At 73.3% G+C, this 17,820-nt stretch carries 14 protein-coding genes; 13 read left to right on the forward strand and 1 reads right to left on the reverse strand.

Annotation, left to right across the window (positions count from 1 at the left end):
* Window positions 1-12 precede the first annotated feature (12 nt).
* The 13 genes from ACWDXC_RS29285 (at window position 13) to ACWDXC_RS29345 (ending at window position 16,066) form a co-directional block, all read left to right on the forward strand.
* Complete coding sequence (locus ACWDXC_RS29285) at window positions 13-1,872, forward strand: serine/threonine protein kinase (protein WP_449986949.1); 1,860 nt, start codon at window positions 13-15, stop codon at window positions 1,870-1,872.
* Between the two features lie 110 nt (window positions 1,873-1,982).
* Complete coding sequence (locus ACWDXC_RS29290) at window positions 1,983-3,215, forward strand: pectate lyase (RefSeq protein ID WP_449986951.1); 1,233 nt, start codon at window positions 1,983-1,985, stop codon at window positions 3,213-3,215.
* A 97-nt stretch (window positions 3,216-3,312) separates the two neighbouring features.
* Window positions 3,313-4,899, forward strand: coding sequence for a lanthionine synthetase LanC family protein (locus ACWDXC_RS29295; RefSeq protein WP_449986953.1), 1,587 nt, complete (start codon window positions 3,313-3,315; stop codon window positions 4,897-4,899).
* A gap of 246 nt (window positions 4,900-5,145) precedes the next feature.
* Window positions 5,146-5,652 (forward strand): flavin reductase family protein, encoded by a 507-nt coding sequence (locus ACWDXC_RS29300; protein ID WP_219508510.1) that lies wholly within the window; start codon window positions 5,146-5,148, stop codon window positions 5,650-5,652.
* Between the two features lie 73 nt (window positions 5,653-5,725).
* Complete coding sequence (locus tag ACWDXC_RS29305; RefSeq protein WP_219508511.1) at window positions 5,726-6,517, forward strand: glutathione S-transferase C-terminal domain-containing protein; 792 nt, start codon at window positions 5,726-5,728, stop codon at window positions 6,515-6,517.
* Window positions 6,514-7,839 carry an NtaA/DmoA family FMN-dependent monooxygenase gene (locus ACWDXC_RS29310; RefSeq protein ID WP_449986956.1) on the forward strand — a complete coding sequence of 442 codons (1,326 nt, stop codon included), beginning with the start codon at window positions 6,514-6,516 and terminating at the stop codon, window positions 7,837-7,839. Before ACWDXC_RS29305 ends, ACWDXC_RS29310 begins: the two co-directional genes overlap by 4 nt.
* Complete coding sequence (locus ACWDXC_RS29315; protein WP_449986958.1) at window positions 7,836-8,987, forward strand: LLM class flavin-dependent oxidoreductase; 1,152 nt, start codon at window positions 7,836-7,838, stop codon at window positions 8,985-8,987. The genes ACWDXC_RS29310 and ACWDXC_RS29315 overlap by 4 nt, the downstream gene beginning before the upstream one ends.
* Window positions 8,984-10,018 (forward strand): LLM class flavin-dependent oxidoreductase, encoded by a 1,035-nt coding sequence (locus ACWDXC_RS29320; protein ID WP_219508513.1) that lies wholly within the window; start codon window positions 8,984-8,986, stop codon window positions 10,016-10,018. Before ACWDXC_RS29315 ends, ACWDXC_RS29320 begins: the two co-directional genes overlap by 4 nt.
* On the forward strand, window positions 10,015-11,109 hold the full coding sequence (locus ACWDXC_RS29325; protein ID WP_449986960.1) for an LLM class flavin-dependent oxidoreductase: 1,095 nt from the start codon (window positions 10,015-10,017) through the stop codon (window positions 11,107-11,109). The genes ACWDXC_RS29320 and ACWDXC_RS29325 overlap by 4 nt, the downstream gene beginning before the upstream one ends.
* On the forward strand, window positions 11,106-12,707 hold the full coding sequence (locus ACWDXC_RS29330) for an ABC transporter substrate-binding protein (RefSeq protein WP_449986962.1): 1,602 nt from the start codon (window positions 11,106-11,108) through the stop codon (window positions 12,705-12,707). Before ACWDXC_RS29325 ends, ACWDXC_RS29330 begins: the two co-directional genes overlap by 4 nt.
* On the forward strand, window positions 12,704-13,609 hold the full coding sequence (locus ACWDXC_RS29335; protein WP_449986964.1) for an ABC transporter permease: 906 nt from the start codon (window positions 12,704-12,706) through the stop codon (window positions 13,607-13,609). Before ACWDXC_RS29330 ends, ACWDXC_RS29335 begins: the two co-directional genes overlap by 4 nt.
* Before the next feature lies 1 nt (window position 13,610).
* Window positions 13,611-14,405 (forward strand): ABC transporter permease, encoded by a 795-nt coding sequence (locus ACWDXC_RS29340; protein ID WP_449986966.1) that lies wholly within the window; start codon window positions 13,611-13,613, stop codon window positions 14,403-14,405.
* Window positions 14,402-16,066, forward strand: coding sequence for a dipeptide ABC transporter ATP-binding protein (locus ACWDXC_RS29345; protein ID WP_449986968.1), 1,665 nt, complete (start codon window positions 14,402-14,404; stop codon window positions 16,064-16,066). Before ACWDXC_RS29340 ends, ACWDXC_RS29345 begins: the two co-directional genes overlap by 4 nt.
* Here ACWDXC_RS29345 and ACWDXC_RS29350 read toward each other — a convergent pair.
* On the reverse strand, window positions 16,003-17,775 hold the full coding sequence (locus tag ACWDXC_RS29350; RefSeq protein ID WP_449986970.1) for a flavin-containing monooxygenase: 1,773 nt from the start codon (window positions 17,773-17,775) through the stop codon (window positions 16,003-16,005). The two genes, ACWDXC_RS29345 and ACWDXC_RS29350, sit on opposite strands and share 64 nt — an antisense overlap.
* Between the last annotated feature and the right edge of the window lie 45 nt (window positions 17,776-17,820).

A 17,820-nucleotide genomic window follows, 5' to 3' on the forward strand; every position in this document is an offset into this window, starting at 1 on the left:
AGAATCGGACGTATGCCCGCATCTCAGCGTCGAACGCGCCCCCTCCGGCAGAACGACCCGCGGGAGATCGCCGGATACGCCCTGCGCGCACGGCTCGGCGAAGGCGGGCAGGGCGTCGTCTACCTGGGCGAGGGCCCCGACGGCCAGGAGGTGGCCGTGAAGCTCCTGCACGCCCGCTTCGACCATGACGCCGAGGCCCGGCGCTACTTCACCCGCGAACTGGCCGCCCTCCAGCGGGTGGCGCCGTTCTGCACCGCCCGCGTCCTGGAAGCCGACCCCGACGCCGACCCGCCGTACGTGGTCAGCGAGTACGTCGACGGGCCGTCGCTGCAGGCGGCGGTGCACGAGCGCGGCGTGCTCGCCGGGGCCGACCTCGACCGGCTCGCCGTCGCCACCGCCACCGCGCTCGGCGCCATCCACGCGGCGGGCGTGGTGCACCGCGACTTCAAACCCGCCAACGTCCTGCTCGCCGCCGACGGGCCCCGCGTGATCGACTTCGGCATCGCCCGGCGGTTCGACGCCACCGCCGGACCGGCCAGCGGCGTCGTCGGCACGCCCTCGTACATGTCGCCCGAGCAGCTCTCCGGGCACCCGGCCGGGCCCGAACTGGACCTGTTCGCGTGGGCGTGCACGATCGCGTACGCGGCCAACGGGCGGCCGCCATTCGGGCACGAGCCGCTCCCTGCGGTGATCAACCGGATCCTCAACGCCGACCCCGACCTCGGCCGCCTCGCCGGCCCCCTGCGCGGTCACGTAGCCGCCTGCCTCCACAAGGACCCCGCCCACCGCCCCACGGCCGCCCAACTCCTCACCGCCCTCCTCACCCACACCCCCACCGGTTTCTCGCCCCCCGGCCCTCCCACCCCGACGGGACACAAACCCACCCCGGAACACCGCACCCCTTCGGAACCGGCACCCCTTCCGGGTGCGCACGCTCCTGCGGGCGGTCATGCCCGTACGCCGGCCGGTACCCCGTACCCGCTTCCTCCGCCCTCGGGGACGCCCGCTCCCGTGGGAGGGGCGTTCCTTCCTGGGGGTGGCCAGGTCCCGTCAGGGGGATACGCCCCGCCCGGGGCCGGGCCCGGTTCGGGAGGGGCGACCCCCGCCGGGGCCGGGCCTCGGGCGGGTGGGCCGTCGGAGGGGGCGTCCTATCCGGCTGGTCACAGTGCTTCGGGGCCGAGGACGTGGGGGGCGGCGGTGGGGCCGGTCACGCGGCCGGGGAGGAGGCGCCGGGGGCTGCTGGTGGGCGCGGTGGCGGCGGCGGTCGCGGTGCTGGCCGGGGTCGTGGTCGTGGTGACCAATCTGACCGGCGCCGCCGGGCCGACGACGAGCTCGCCGTCCGCGTCCACGGGGAACGCGGTGGTGCGGTCGCCGAGGCTCGGGCTGGAGTTCTGGCAGGGGAACGCCGCCGCCCCGCTGGCGCTCACCGACCTGGACGCCCCGGTCACCAGGGTCTCCTTGCAGGCGGCCCCGTTCGAGCTGCGCTTCCCCAGCGTGCCCGAGGAGCGCGCGGTGCAGGTGTGCGCCTGGACGGACGATTCGGTGTTCGACATCACGGACGGCGCCAAGACGGCCGATCACCGGTGTTTCGCCCCGGGCACCGGCATGGCGGACTTCGAGCACGGCTCCGGCACCCTGTTCCTGAACGACGAGGGTCACAACTATCTGATCGGCGACCGGGTGACCCGCCATTCGGACACCCAGGACAAGGTGCTGGTCTCGTCGATCTTCCAGGGGGACACGCAGCAGCCGATCGCGGAGCAGCGGGGTGACCTGTATCTGACGGTCTTCGTGGACCACGACGGCGACCAGGTCTTCAAGCAGGCCGGTGAGGGCGAGTACGAGTACCTGGTCCTGGACTTTCCGGGCTGAAACTTTCAGCGGAACGCCGCAGGTCACCCTTTCCGGGCGCGTCCGTTGGTTGACGGCTTGCCGGGGGCGTGGGATCAATCAGGGAAAGCGCTTACCTGAAGGGAGCGGACGTGTTACGTCAACTCTTGCGCCGCCTGTCCGTGGCCGCCACCGCCGTGGTGACGGCACTGACGGGCGCCCTGGCCGTGCTGCCACCGCCGGCCCAGGCCGCCACCGTCGACACCGGCGCCTGGTACGTCCTGGTGAACCGGCACAGCGGCAAGGCCCTGGACCTGTACGACTTCGCCACCGCCGACGGCGCCCCGATCGTGCAGTGGGCGCGCAACGACGGCAACCAGCAGCAGTGGCGGTTCGTCAGCTCCGGCGACGGCTACTACCGGCTCAAGTCCCGGCACAGCGGCAAGGTGCTCGACGTCTACGAGTGGAACGCCGACGGCGGCGCCCAGATCGTCCAGTGGGCCGATCTGAACGGCTGGAACCAGCAGTTCCGCCTGGCCGACTCCGACGGCGGGCACGTACGCCTGATCAACCGCCACAGCGGCAAGGCCCTGGAGGCGTGGGAGTGGGCCACGAGCGACGGCGCCCGCGTCTCCCAATGGGACGACCTGAACGGCGCCAACCAGCAGTGGCGGCTGGTCAAGCTCGGCTCCGGCGACAGCGGAGGCGGCGACGGCAGCGGCGCGTGGCCGTCCGACACCGGCAGCGTCCACCAGACGGAGACGCGCGAGGTCGGCACGTTCTTCGACGGCGGCATGAAGCGCTACTACGGCATCGGCGACGGCGGGCAGAGCGAGAGCCAGGACCCGATGTTCGTGGTGGCGAACGGCGGCACCATCCAGAACGTGATCATCGACGCCCCGGCCGGCGACGGCATCCACTGCGAGGGCTCGTGCACGATCCGCAACGTGTGGTGGAACGACGTGGGCGAGGACGCCGCCACGTTCAAGAGCTCCAGCTCCTCGGCGCGCTACCTGGTCGAGGGCGGCGGCGCGAAGTCGGGCTCCGACAAGGTGTTCCAGCACAACGGCGCGGGCACGGTGACGATCCGCGACTTCCAGGTGCACAGCTCGGGCAAGCTCTATCGGGCGTGCGGCAACTGCTCCAGCTCCTACCAGCGGCACGTGGTCATGGACGGCGTCACCGCCCGGTCCACGAAGGTGCTGGCCGGGATCAACACCAACTGGGGTGACACGGCCAGGTTCAGCCGGATCACGGTGTACGGGAGCGCGACGATCTGCGAGAAGTACCGGGGCGTTCCGAAGGGGAGCGAGCCGGAGAAGATCGGCTCCGGTGCGGACGGGGTCAACTGCCTCTACTCCTCCTCCGACATCACCTACAGATAGCTCCGGTACGCGCCGGGAGAGGCGTCCTTTCCCGGCGCGTTGTGTTAGCGGTAACACGTAGCGGAATTCCCTACTGTCCCTGTGGGATACTGAGCGCATGGGCTCGGACACGACCCGCGCGCGCACACCTCTCGACGCCGCCGTCGAGGCGGCACGGTGGATCCGGTCGGCCGCCGTCGACGACGGGCGGGGGCGGCGGCACTGGGCGGCCAACCCCGACCCGGGCGGCCGGGCGGCCGTCCCCGCCGAGCCCGCGTCCCTCTACGCGGGGGCGGCGGGCATCGTGCTCTTCTTCCTCGAGCTGGCCGACGCCACCGGTGACGAGACGTACCTGGAGGACGCCCGAGCCGGGGCCCGCTATCTGGCGGCCGGGTGGCGTGACCAGCCGGATCCGACCCTCTACCACGGTCTGGCGGGCACGGTGGTGGCGCTCGCCGAGGCCGGCTGGGCGCTGGGCGACGGCGGGTTCGAGGAGGAGGCCGCGGCTGCCGCCGCCCGCATCGCCGCCGCCGCCCGCCCGCTGCCCGGTGGGCCCGGCTGGACCGGCGACCCGGCGCAGCGGGGTGACGGCGGCATCGTGCTCGCCCTGCTCCGCGCGGCCACCGCGCTCGGCGTGCGCGCCTGCGAGGACGTGGCCCTGGAGGCGGGCGCCCGCATCGCCGGCCTCGCCGTCCCCGGCCACCGCTTCGGCGCCCCACCCCCTCCGCCCCCACCCCCTCCGTCCCCTCCGCCTTCGCCCGCTCGCCCGCCGCGCAATGAGCCGCCCCGCCCGCCGCGGTCCGCTGAAGGGACGCCGCCAGGACGCCCCGGCGAGGCCCCCACCCCCCACGACGCCCACACGCCCGACGAGCCCTTGAGGCGCGCCGACCCCGGTGAACCGCCGGCCTCCTCCGGGCGCGCCGACCCCCGTGAGGCGCCCCCGCCCGCGAAGAGGCCCGTTGACGATCGGGCGGGGGAGTCCGAGGGCGGGGATCGGGCGGCGTTGCCGGAGGACGCGGTGGCGCCCGGGTTCCTGGCGGGGACGGCGGGGACGGCGTTCTTGCTGGCCAGGCTGTACGGGGCCACCGGGGACATGCGGTTCCTGGAGGCGGCGCGGCGGGGGGCCGGGTTCGTGCGGGAGGTGAGCGTGGTGGCGGGGCGGTGCGCGGTGGTGCCGCATCACGTGCCGCAGGCGAGGGAGCTGCACTATCTGGGGTTCTGTTCGGGTTCGGCGGGGGTGGCCCGGATGTTCCACGAGCTTCACCGGGTGGGGGGCGATCCGGGGGATCTCGACTGGGTGGAGCGGCTGGCGCACGGCGTGGTCGAGAGCGAGGTGCCGCAGCGGCGTACGCCGGGGTTCTGGAACGCGGCATGCCAGTGCTGCGGGGCGGCCGGGCTGCTTGAGCTGTTCGTGGGGCTGTGGGCGGCTTCGGGGCGGCAGGCGTACCTGGATCACGCGCAGGCGCTCGCCGAACATCTGATCGGGACCGCCGACGGGTCGGGTGGCCGGGGGCTGCGCTGGTATCAGGCGTACCGGAGGCTGCGGCCGGGCGAGCTGACGGCCGACACGGGCTACATGGTGGGCGCGGCGGGCATCGGCGCCGCCCTGCTGCACCTGGACGCGGCGCTGCGTCCGAGGGAGGGACGCCGGGTGATCCTGCTGCCCGACAACCCGTTCCCGCCTGCGCGTCTTCAATTCCTATAAAACGAGTAGGAAATGTTGACTTAACGGACGCCGCGACGTACGTTTCCGGTATGAGCCAGGGACTCAACCTGACCAGGCGCCCGCACGTGGACTTCGGTCACGTCGCCAGCGCGCAGTGTCGTTGATCACGACCCAGCCACGCCTTTCTCCCCGTGAGGACATTCTCGTGATCGATCTTGACCCTTTTCCCGGCGACATCCACTGGTACGACCTCCCCGACGACGAAGCGGACCCGGAGGAGGACCGATGACGGAAACGCTGCCCGGTCCCGTCGTCGACGCCGACCGCTTCCGCCAGGCCCTCGCCGTGCACGCCGCCGGCGTCGTGGTGATCACCGCGCAGAACGCGGGCGTCCCCGTCGGCCTGACCGCCACCTCCTTCTCCTCCGTCAGCCTCGAACCACCCCTCGTCTCCTTCTACGTGGACCGTTCCTCGACCACCTGGCCCGCCCTGCGCGCGGCCGGTCACTTCGCCGTCAACGTGCTGGCCGGTGACCAGGCCGACGTGGCGTCCCGGTTCGCCCGCAAGGGCGTCGACCGGTTCGCCGAGCCCACCCGCTGGCGGCCCGGCCCGCTGGGCGCGCCGCTGCTGCTCGACGTGTCCGCCCATCTGGTGTGCCTGCCGTACGAGATCCGCGACGTGGGGGATCACGTGCTGGTCGTGGGCCTGGTGGCGGAGGCCGGGGTGCGGTCCGCCGCCCGCCCGCTGCTCTACCACCAGGGCCGGTTCGGCCGCTTCACCGCCCACCCCTGAGGAGGCCCCCGTGACCACTCACACCGTGCCCATTCACACCGTGCCCACCGTTGTGCCCACCGCAGGAGCCACCGTGACCACGCAAGCGCCGGCCTTCGCGAGCCCCGCCGACCACGCCACCTACGGCCACTACGCCCGCACGCCCGCCTACCCCTTCCGCGGGCGCGTCACCGCCGACGGTTCGAGCGGCTTCCGCGCCGAACCCGGCCGCTACCACGTCTACGCCGCCTGGACCTGCCCGTACGCCCAGCGCGTCGCCATCGTCCGCAAGCTCAAGGGCCTGGAGGACGTCGTCACCCTGTCGTACGTGGACGACGAGCGCGACGGCCGGGGGTGGGCGTTCCGCGCCCACCGCGGCCCCGACCCGGTCAACGGGTTCACGCTGCTCGGGCAGGCGTACGAGGCGACGCGGCCCGGCTATGACGGCCACCTGTCGGTCCCGGTCCTGTGGGACCGCCTGACCGGCCGGATCGTGAGCAACCACTTCCCCGACATCACGATCGACCTCGGCACGCAGTTCGACGCCTGGGCCCGCGCCGGGGCCGACCTGTACCCGGTGCGCCTGCGTCCGCGCATCGACGAGCTGAACGCCTGGATCTACGCGGAGGTCAACACCGGCGCCTCCCGGGCCGCGCTGGAGCGGCTGGACGCGCTGCTGGGCGAGCACCGGTTCCTGACGGGCGACACGATCACCGAGGCCGACGTGCGGCTGTGGGTGTCGCTGGCCCGGCTGGAGGTGTTCGACCTGAGCGAGTTCGAGCACCTGTGGGGTTACGCCCGTGACCTGTACCGGCGTCCGGCGTTCGCGGAGACGATCGAGGGACTGCCCGACTCCTGGCACCAACCGCACCGGCGGGACCGGTGAGCCGGCCGCGCCGCCGCCTGCACCTGGCCGCGCACTTCCCCGGCGTCAACAACACCACGGTCTGGTCCGATCCGCGTTCGGGCAGCCAGATCGACTTCTCCTCCTTCACCCATCTGGCGGCGACGGCCGAGCGCGGCCTGTTCGACTTCTTCTTCCTGGCGGAGGGGTTACGGCTGCGCGAGCTCAAGGGCCGCATCCATGACCTGGACGTGGTCGGCAGGCCCGAATCGCTGACCGTGCTCAGCGCGCTGGCGGCGGCCACGTCCCGGCTCGGCCTGGCGGCCACCGTCAACACCACCTTCAACGAGCCGTACGAGCTGGCCAGGCGGCTGGCCACGCTCGACCACCTGAGCGAGGGCCGGGCCGGGTGGAACGTGGTGACCACGTCCGACGCGTTCACCGGCGAGAACTTCCGCCGCGGCGGCTACCTCGACCACGCCGACCGTTACGCGCGGGCCGCGGAGTTCGTCCGGCTGGCGCGGGCGCTGTGGGACTCCTGGCAGCCGGGCGTGTTCGTCGCCGACCGGGAGTCGGGGCGGTTCGTCCGGCCGGGCGGCATCGGCACGGTCACCCACCGGGGCGAGCACTTCGACGTGGCGGGTCGGTTCACGCTGCCGCGCAGCCCGCAGGGCCATCCGGTGATCATCCAGGCGGGCGATTCGGAGCAGGGCAGGGAGTTCGCCGCGGCCACGGCGGACGTGATCTTCAGCAGGCACGGCACGCTGGACGACGGCAAGGCGTTCTACGCCGACGTCAAGGGCCGCCTGGCCCGCCACGGCCGAGCGCCGCACGAGCTGAAGATCATGCCGGCGGCCACGTACGCGCTCGGCGACACCGAGGAGGACGCCGCCGAGAACGCGGCGGTGATCCGCAGCCAGCAGGTGGGCCCGCAGACCGCGATCGCGTTCCTGGAGCAGGTGTGGGGGCGCGACATGTCGGCCTACGACCCGGACGGGCCGCTGCCGGACGTGGAGCCGGACCTGACGGGGGAGGTGGCGCAGGGCCGCGTGCGGCTGGCCGACCGGGCCGCCGTGGCCGCGAAGTGGCGGGCGCTCGCCCAGGAGAAGGGGCTGACCATCCGCGAGCTGGTCATCGAGGTGACCGGCCGCCAGACGTTCGTCGGCACCCCGGCGAGCGTGGCCAGGCAGATCGACGAACACGTGCAGGCGGGCGCGGCGGACGGGTTCATCCTGGTGCCGCACCTGACGCCCGGGGGCCTGGACGACTTCGTCGACCGGGTGGTGCCGCTGCTTCAGGAGCGCGGCGTCTTCCGTACCGAGTACACCGGCGCCACGCTGCGCGAACACCTGGAGCTGTCATGACGTTGCACCTGGCCGTCGCCCTGGACGGCGCGGGCTGGCATCCGGCCGCGTGGCGGGAGCCCACCGCCAGGCCGGAGACGATCTTCTCGGCCCGTTACTGGGCGGCGCAGGTCGCCGAGGCCGAGCGCGGGCTGCTCGACTTCGTCACCATCGAGGACTCGCTGGGCCTGCAGTCGCTGCTGGCCGACGGGGACGACGACGAGACCGGGCAGGTGCGGGGCAGGTTCGACGCCGTCCTGCTGGCGGCCCGGATCGCGCCGCTGACCAGGCGGATCGGGCTCGTCCCCACGGCCACGACCACGCACACCGAGCCGTTCCACGTGGCCACCGGCATCGCCACGCTGGATCACGTCAGCGGCGGCCGGGCCGGGTGGCAGGCGCGGATCTCGGCGCGCGGCAGCGACGCGCGGCACTTCGGCCGCCGCGCGTTCCCGCCGCTCGACGGGCTGGACGCGGACTCGCCCCACGTCCGGGACCTGTTCGCCGAGGCCGCCGACGCGGTCGAGGTGGCGCGCCGGCTGTGGGACAGCTGGGAGGACGACGCGGAGATCCGGGACGTGCCGACCGGCCGGTTCGTCGACCGCGACAAACTCCACCACATCGACTTCACCGGGCGCTTCTTCACCGTGAAGGGCCCGTCGATCACGCCGCGCCCGCCGCAGGGCCAGCCCGTGGTCACCGCGCTGGCGCACGCGCGGCTGCCGTACGAGTTCGCGGCGCGGGCGGCCGACGTCGTGTACGTGACGCCGCGCTCGACCGAGCAGGCGCGAGACGTCGTCCGGGAGATCAGGGGCCTGCCGGGCGAGGTCAAGGTGTTCGCCGATCTGCTCGTGTTCGTCGGCGACGACGCCGCCGCGCGCAGGGCCCGGCTGGACGAGCTGGCCGGGGCCGAGCTGACCTCCGACGCGGCGATCTTCACCGGCACCGCGGGGGAGCTGGCCGACCTGCTGCTCGACTGGCGGCGGGCCGGGATCGAGGGGTTCCGGCTGCGCCCGGGGGTGGTGCCGGACGACCTGAAGCAGATCACCCGGCGGCTGACGGCCGAGCTGCGTGCGCGGGGCGCGTTCCGGTCCGGGTACGAGGCGGGCACGCTGCGGGGCCTGCTGGGGCTGGCCCGCCCGGCCAGCCGATACGCGGAGGCATCATGAAGTTTCTGGCTATCACGTTGATTGCGCACCACGACGACCGCTCACCCACCGAGCGCCTCCGCGAGGTCGTCGAGAACGCGGTGCTGGCGGAGCAACTGGGCTTCGACGGGTTCGGCGTGGGCGAGCGGCACGAGCGGCCGTTCCTGTCGTCGTCGCCGCCCGTGGTGCTGGCCAACATCGCGGCCAGGACGGCCACGATCCGCCTGTTCACCGCGGTGACCACGCTCAGCCTGCTCGACCCCGTCCGCGCGTACGAGGACTACGCCACGCTCGACCACCTGTCGGACGGCAGGCTGGAGCTGATCATCGGCAAGGGCAACGGGACCGCGCAGGCGCAGCTCTTCCACGTCACCCCCGAGGACCAGTGGGAGCGCAACCGGGAGGGCTACGAGCTGTTCCGCCGCCTGTGGCGGGAGGACAAGGTCACCTGGGAGGGCCGGTTCCGGCCGCCGCTCACCGACGCCGAGGTGCTGCCCCGGCCGCTCCAGCGGCCCATCAGGGTGTGGCACGGCAGCGCCACCAGCAAGGAGTCCGTGGAGCTGGCCGCCCGTTACGGCGACCCGCTGTTCTCGGCCAACGTCACCAACCCCATCGAGCCGTACGCCGAGCTGATCGATCACTACCGCGAGCGGTGGGCGCACCACGGGCACGACCCGGCGGACGCGCTCGTCGGCGCGGGCACCGCTGGCTTCTACACGGCCCGCACCTCGCAGGAGGCGATCGCCACCTACCGGCCGATCTACGACGCGAGGATCGCCCTGCTGGCGGAGCTCGGCGTCCGGCCGGTGTTCCCGACGCTGGAGGACGCCATCGAGCGCGGCTCCATCCTGGTCGGCAGCCCGCAGCAGATCGTGGACAAGGTGCTGCGCTATCACAAGCGGTTCGGTCACGAGGTGATGCACCTGCACGCCGACGCCGACGGCCTCACCCCCCGCCGGCACCGGGACGCGCTGGAGCTGTTCCAGGCGGAGATCGCGCCCGCGCTGCGCGAGGCGGTCCCCAGCCGGCCGTTCCCCGGAAGGACGTCATGACCCTCTCCATCCTCGACCTCGCCCCCATCACGTCCGGCCACAGCGCCGCCGACGCGCTGGGCAACACGCTCGACCTGGCCCGCCGGGCCGAGGAGTTCGGCTACCGCCGCTACTGGGTGGCCGAGCACCACCTGGCCCCCGGCGTGGCGAGCTCCGCGCCTTCCGTGCTCATCGCGCTGATCGCCGCCGCCACCCGGACCATCCGGGTGGGCTCGGGGGCGGTCCAGCTCGGGCACCGCACGCCGCTGTCGGTCGTCGAGGAGTTCGGCCTCGTCGACGCCCTCCACCCGGGCCGCCTCGACCTGGGCCTCGGCCGCTCGGGCAGACCCGCGCCAGGCCAGGCGCCGGTCCGGGCGCCCGAGCCCCCGCCGGGCCCCCGGACGGTCGACGGGCTGCTGATCCCCGCGCCGTTCGACTGGTCGCGGCTCGCCGGGCATCCCCGGCTCGTCTTCCACGACTCGCTGCTGCGCCAGCCCGGAGCCGAGACGCCGGACTTCGCCGAGCAGGTCGACGACGTGCTCGCCTTCCTCGGCGGCACCCACCAGGCTCGCGCGGTGCCCGGGGAGGGGGCCGACGTGGCCGTGTGGATCCTCGGCAGCAGCGGCGGCCAGAGCGCCAGGGTCGCCGGTGAGCGCGGCCTGCCGTTCGCCGCGAACTACCACGTCAGCCCGGCCGGCGTGCTGGAGGCCGTCCAGGCGTACCGGGAGGCGTTCAAGCCGTCGGCCACGCTGGCGGAGCCGTACGTGATCGTCTCCGCCGACGCCGTCGTGGCCCCGACCACGGAGAAGGCCCGCGAGCTGGCGGCCCCGTACGGGCTGTGGGTGCGCGGCATCAGGACCGGGGCCGGCGCGCAGCCGTACGCGACGCCGCAGGAGGCCGCCGCGTACGAGTGGAGCGAGGCCGACCGTGACCTGGTCCGCGACCGTGCCGACACGCAGTTCACCGGCACGCCGGGCGAGGTCGCGGAGCGGCTGCGGGTGCTGCGGCGGGTGACCGGGGCCGACGAGCTGCTGGTCACCACCATGACCCACGACCACGCCGACCGGGTGCGCTCCTACGAGCTGCTCGCCGACGCCTGGGAGCGACAGTGAAGCGGCTGACGCCCCTGCTGCTCGCGCTGGCGCTGGCCGCCTGCGGCACGCAGACGGCCCCGCAGGGCGAGCAGGCGGCCTCGCTGACATGGGCGATCGAGACCCAGCCGATCACGCTCAACCCGCACCAGTGGTCGCAGAACAAGGCCAGGCTGCTGGTGTTCAACCAGTTCGACGCGCTCGTCTCGCGCGGGAAGGACGGCTCGTTCCAGCCGTGGCTGGCCAGGTCGTGGAAGGTGTCGGACGACGGCCTGACCTACACCTTCGAGCTGCGTGACGACGTGAAGTTCCACGACGGGACGGCTTTCGACGCGGCGGCCGTCAAGGCCAACCTGGACCAGTTCCGCGTACCGGACTACAACCCGGCCGTGGCGTCCATCCAGCTCGGCGCGCTGGACGAGGTGGAGGCGGTGGCCTCGCACACGCTGAAGGTGACGCTGAAGGAGCCGGACGGCCTCTTCCTGGACTTCCTCGCCTCGCCGTACGGCGGCCAGGTGTCGCCCAGGTCGCTGAAGACCGCGAAGGACCTGAAGTTCGGCGGCCCCGACCTGGTCGGGACCGGGCCGTTCATCCTGGAGCGGTACGTGCAGGGCCAGGAGATCCGCTACCGGCGCAACCCCGCCTACGCCTGGGCGCCTCCCGGAGCCGGGCACCAGGGGCCGGCGTACCTGTCGGAGGTCGTCTACCGGTTCCTGCCCGAGGCGGCGGTCCGGGTCGGCGCGCTCACCTCCGGCCAGGTGCAGGTCATCGAGGGGGTCCCGGCCACCGAGGTGAAGTTGATCAAGAGCGATCCCGGTCTGGCCCTCCAGACCGCGCTCAACTCCGGCACGTCGTTCTCCTACTACTTCAACGTCACCCACCCGCCCTTCGACGACCAGCGCGTCCGCGAGGCGTTCCGGGAGGCGGTGGACGTGGACGCCGTGCTCAAGGCCGTCTACCAGGGCACCGCCACGCGGGCGTGGAGCGTCGTCGGCGCGGCGAGCCCGTTCTACGACGCCTCGCTCGAACGCTCCTTCGGTGGCGACACGGCCAAGGCCAACGCGCTGCTCGACGCGGCGGGCTGGACGGAACGCGACGCCCAGGGCTACCGGGTCAAGGACGGGAAGCGGCTGAGCGTGCGCAGCGTGTCGTCGGCCCCGTTCGTCAGGGACCGCCGCGACGTCCTGGCGCAGGCGATCCAGGCCCAGGTCAAGCAGAGCGCCGGGATCGACTTCCAGGTGAAGATCGTCGACCAGGGCACCGCGCAGCAGGCGGTGGCGGACGGCGCGTACGAGATCTTCGAGAACTCGCGCGGCGACTCCGACGTGGGCGCGGCGCTCAACCTGATCCTGCCGCGCGACGGCGCGATCAACCGGTCCGGGTACGTCGACCCGCGCGTGGACGGCTGGCTCGACCGCGCGTCGGCCACGCTCGACCAGGCCGAGCGCAAGAGGCTCTACGCCCGGGTGCAGCGGGTCGTGGTGACGGACAAGGCCGTGGTGTTCCCGATCTACGTGCCCGCCGACCAGATCACCTCCCGGGCGGGCGTGCAGGGGCTCGGGTTCGACCCCGGCTCGGGGACGCCGCGCAGCGCCTACGACGTGCGGATCGGCACATGATCAGGAGGCTGCTCGCCGGGGTCGCCGTGATGTGGGCGGCGGCCACGGCGGCCTATCTCGCGTTGCTGCTCGCGCCGGGAGACACCGTCGACATCCTGGTCGGCGACGGCCCCGACACGCCGGAGATCCGGGCCGGGATCATCGCCGAGTGGGGCCTGGACCGGCCGGAGGTCGTCCAGTACCTGGCGTACCTGGGCCGCCTGCTCCAGGGCGATCTGGGTCGTTCGTACCAGTCGCAGCGGGGCGTCGGCGAGATCCTGGCAGGCCAGGTGTGGCCGACCGCGCAGCTCACGCTCGCCGCCGCCGCGACGGGCGTGGCGCTGGCGGCCGTCATCGCGCTCGTCACCGCGGGGCGGGGCCGCTGGTCGCGGAGCGCCGCCTCGGCCGCCGAGCTGGTGTCGGTGTCGGTGCCGCCGTTCCTCGTCGGGATCGTGCTGCTGTCGGTGTTCTCGTTCACGCTCGGCTGGTTCCCCGTGTCGGGCGCGGCCGGGCCGGAGGCGCTGGTGCTGCCGGCGCTGGCGCTCGGGCTGCCGATCGCGGGCGTGCTCGGCCAGGTGCTGCGCGACGGGCTGGAACGGGCCCTGGAGCAGCCGTTCGCGGTGACCGCGCGGGCTCGCGGGCTGACCGAGCGGGCGCTGGTCGCCCGGCACGCGCTCAGGCACGCGCTGCTTCCGGCGGTGACGCTGGCCGGCTGGTTCACCGGCACCCTGCTCGGCGGCGCGGTGATCACCGAGGTGCTGTTCGGCAGGCCGGGGCTCGGGCAGGTCGCCATGCAGGCCGTCACCGGCGGCGACCTGCCGGTGGTGATGGCCGTGGTGCTGCTGTCGGCGGTCGTGTACGTGACGATCAGCACGCTGCTCGACCTGGCCTACCGGGTCATCGATCCCCGGGTGCGGGCCTGACATGCGGGTGCTCGCGCCGCTGGCGTTCCTCGTGCTGCTCGCGGCCGCCGTGGCCGCGCCCGGCCTGTTCACCGCCGTGGACCCGCTCGCCGCCGACCCGGCCGCCGCGCTGGCCCCGCCCGGCGGCGCGCACTGGCTCGGCAGCGACCACCTCGGCCGCGACGTGCTGGCCAGGGTGGTGTACGGGGCCCGTCACTCGATCAGCATCGGCGTGGCGGCCACCGGCCTGGCGGTCACCGCCGGGGTGCTGCTCGGCCTGGCCGCCGGGCTCTCGCCCCGCTGGCTGGACGAGGCCCTGGCCCGCTCCTTCGACACGCTCTCGACGCTGCCGGAGCTGTTGCTGGCCCTGCTCGTGGTGGCGATCGCCGGACCGGGCACCGGCAGCGTGATCTTCGCTATCGCCGTGGCCCAGGTGCCCACGTACGCCCGGGTCGTCCGCGCCCAGACGTTCGTGGTGCGCCGGTCCGGCTACGTCGAGCAGGCCGTCACGTTCGGCCGTTCCCGGGCGGCCATCGTGGCCGGTCACGTGCTGCCGAACGTGCTCGGCGCGATCCCGGTGCTGGCCACGATCGGGCTCGGCACGGCGGTCATCGCCACCTCCGGGCTCAGCTTCCTCGGCATGGGGCCGCAGCCGCCCGCCGCCGAATGGGGCTCGATGCTCTCCGAGGCCCGCAACTACCTGCGGGTGGCCTGGTGGCAGGCGCTCTTCCCGGGCGCGGCCATCACGTTGACCGTGGTCTGCCTGACCGTCACCGGCCGGCGCATGCAACGCCACTTCGAAGGGAGGACGCCATGACAGTGAGCGCCGCGCCGCCGCTGCTCAGGACGCTGGTGGCGGTGGAGGACCTGCGGGTGCGCTTCGGCCGGGCCGAGGTGGTGCGCGGGGTCTCGCTGGCGGTGCGGGCGGGGGAGTGCGTGGCGGTGGTGGGCGAGTCCGGCTCGGGCAAGAGCGTGACGGCGCGGTCGCTGCTCGGCCTGGCCGGACCCGGCTCCACCGTCACGGCCGGCTCGTTCCGGATCGGCGGCCGGGACGCGCTCCGGTTCGGGCAGGCCGACTGGCGGCGGCTGCGCGGCAGGTTCGCCGGGCTGGTGCTGCAGGACGCGCTCGTCTCGCTCGACCCGCTGCGCACGGTGGCCGCCGAGATCGCCGAGGTGCTGGCCGTGCACGACGTGGTGCCGCGCGCCCGCCGCCGGGATCGGGTGCTGGAGCTGCTCGCCTCGGCCGGGGTGCCCGATCCGGAGGCCCGCGTCGGGCAGCGCCCGCACGAGCTGTCGGGCGGGCTGCGCCAGCGGGTGCTGATCGCCTCCGCCATCGCCGCCGACCCCGAGCTGATCATCGCCGACGAGCCCACCACCGCGCTCGACGTCACCGTGCAGGCCCAGATCCTGCGCCTGCTCGCCGAGCGCAAGGCCGCGGGCACCGCGCTGCTGCTGATCAGCCACGACCTGGCCGTCGTCGCCTCGATCGCCGACCGCATCCTCGTCATGAAGGACGGCCGGGTCGTCGAGGAGGGCCCGGCGGACGAGGTGCTGTCGGACCCCCGGCACCCCTACACGCGCACGCTGCTGGCCGCCGTCCCGTCCGCCGCCTCGCGCGGCACCCGCCTGTCGGCCCCCGGCACGCCGGCGCCGCCCAGGCCGGTCACGGACGTCCAGGTACTCGCCGGCACCGGCCTCACCAGGGCGTACGGGACCCGTAAGGCTGTGGACGGCGTGTCGTTCAGCCTGCGCGAGGGCGAGACCCTGGGGGTGGTCGGCGAGTCGGGGTCCGGCAAGACCACGCTCGCCCGGCTGGCCCTCGGCCTGCTCGAACCGGACGACGGCCGGGTCACGCTGCTCGGGCGGCCGTGGAGCGGCATGCCGGAACGCGCCAGGAGGCCGCTGCGGTCACGCGTCCAGCTCGTCTCCCAGGACCCGCTCGGCTCGTTCGACCCGCGCCACACCGTGGGCCGGCTCGTCGCCGAACCGCTCGGCCTGCCCCGCGGCCAACGCCGGGACCGGGTGCTCGACCTGCTGGAACGCGTCGGCCTGCCGCCGGACCTGGCCGCCCGCCACCCGAGGGAGCTGTCCGGCGGCCAGCGCCAGCGCGTCGCCATCGCCCGCGCCCTCGGCCCCCGCCCCGACGTGCTGATCTGCGACGAGCCGGTGTCGGCGCTCGACGTGTCGGTCCAGGCCCAGGTGCTCGACCTGCTCGCCGACCTCCAGGCCGAGTACGGCACCGCCATGCTGTTCATCTCGCACGACCTGGGCGTCGTCCACCATGTCAGCCACCGCGTCCTGGTCATGAAGGACGGCCGGGCGGTCGAGGAGGGCGAGGCCGGGCAGGTGCTCACCCGGCCCGCGCACCCGTACACGCGGGCGCTGGTGGCGGCGGTGCCGAAACTCGGCTCGGCTCAGCGGAACGCCAGCCCGTCGAAGTCGCCGGAGGAGCGCCACTCGTCGATGAACCGGAAGTAGGCCATGGCTCCCTGCGGATGGCCGACCATGAGCCGGCCGGCGCGGCCCGGGTCCACGCCCTCGTTGTTGTAGTAGCCGGGCGTGCAGTCGGGCGAGCCCAGCAGGGAGCCGGCCCCGGACAGCAGCAGCTCCACCCAGGCGTCCTCGGCCTCGGCCGTGGCCTCGACCTGGGTGTGGCCGTGGTCGAGGGCGTGCTTGACGATCGTGGCGATCGTGCGGCCGGCCTCGGTGAGGTTGTGCGGGATGTTGGAGATCAGGTTCGCGCCCTGGGTGGGCTGGACGATGAAGGCGTTGGGGAAGCCGTGCACGTGGATGCCGTGCAGGGTGCGCATGCCGTTGGCCCAGTGCTCCGACAGCCGGACGCCGTCGCGCCCGGTCAGGTCGTAGCCGGCGCGGCGGGAGAACTCGGTGCCGACCTCGAACCCGGAGGCGTAGATGACGCAGTCGACCTCGTACTCCCTGCCGTTGGCGACCACCCCGGTCTCGGTGATGCGCTCGACGCCCTTGCCGTCGGTGTCGACCAGGTGGGTGCCCGGCTCGTTGTAGGCCTGCAGGTACTCGTCGTGGAAGCACGGCCGTTTGCAGAGCTGGCGGTACCAGGCCTTCAGTCGGTCGGCGGTCTCCGGGTCGGCCACGATCGCGTCGACGCGGGCCCTGATCTCGGCCATCTTCTCGAAGTCGGAGTCCTCGAACGCCTCCAGCATCCGCTCCAGCGTGCGCTCCCCGGCGGGCAGCTCGGCGATCCTGGCGCGGACGCGGCGGGCGATGTCGGTCCAGCCGTCCATCACCAGGTCCTCCTCCGCCAGGGCGCCGGTCTGGTTGGCGGTGAAGTTCTCCAGCCAGCGCTGCTGCCAGCCGGGCGTGGCGATCGAGGCGAACCATTCGGGGTCCGTCGGCCGGTTGCCGCGCACGTCGACGGACGACGGCGTCCGCTGGAACACGTACAGCTCGCCGCATGCCCTGGCCAGGTGCGGCACGCACTGCACGGCGGTCGCGCCGGTGCCGATGATCGCCACCCGCTTGCCGGCCAGCCGGTCCATCGGCGTGCCGAGCGCGTCGCCGCCGGTGTAGGCGTAGTCCCAGCGGCTGGTGTGGAACGAGTGCCCGCGGAACGTCTCGATGCCGGGGATGCCGGGCAGCTTCGGCACGTGCAGCGGCCCGATGCCCATCGCCACGAACTGGGCGGTGAACGCGTCGCCCCGGTTCGTCGAGACGATCCAGCGCGTGCCGTCCCAGGTCAGGTCGGTGACCTCGGTGTGGAACAGCGCGTTGTCGTACAGCCCGTACTGCTTGCCGATGCGCCGGCAGTGCTCCAGGATCTCCGGCGCGTGCGCGTACTTCTCGGTGGGGACGTGGCCGGTCTCCTCCAGCAGCGGCATGTAGACGTAGGAGGCGGTGTCGCACTGCGCGCCGGGGTAGCGGTTCCAGTACCAGGTGCCGCCGAAGTCGCCGCCCTTCTCGACGATGCGGACGTCGTCGACGCCGGCCTCCTTCAGCCGCGCCCCGGTGACGAGCCCGGCGAACCCGCCGCCGATGAACGCGACCGTCACGTGGTCGCGTCGCGGCTCGCGCGCGGTCATCGGGGTGTACGGGTCGTCCAGGTAGTGGCTGAGCTGACCGGTGAGCCGTAGGTACTGGTCGTTGCCGTCGGGCCGGAGGCGTTTGTCGCGCTCCTCCAGATACCTACGGCGAATGGCCTCTTTGTCCATGAACGCTCCTTCGGCGGCGATTCCAGAATGGCATTCGGAAATCGC

The sequence above is a fragment of the Nonomuraea sp. NPDC003214 genome, assembly GCF_053590035.1.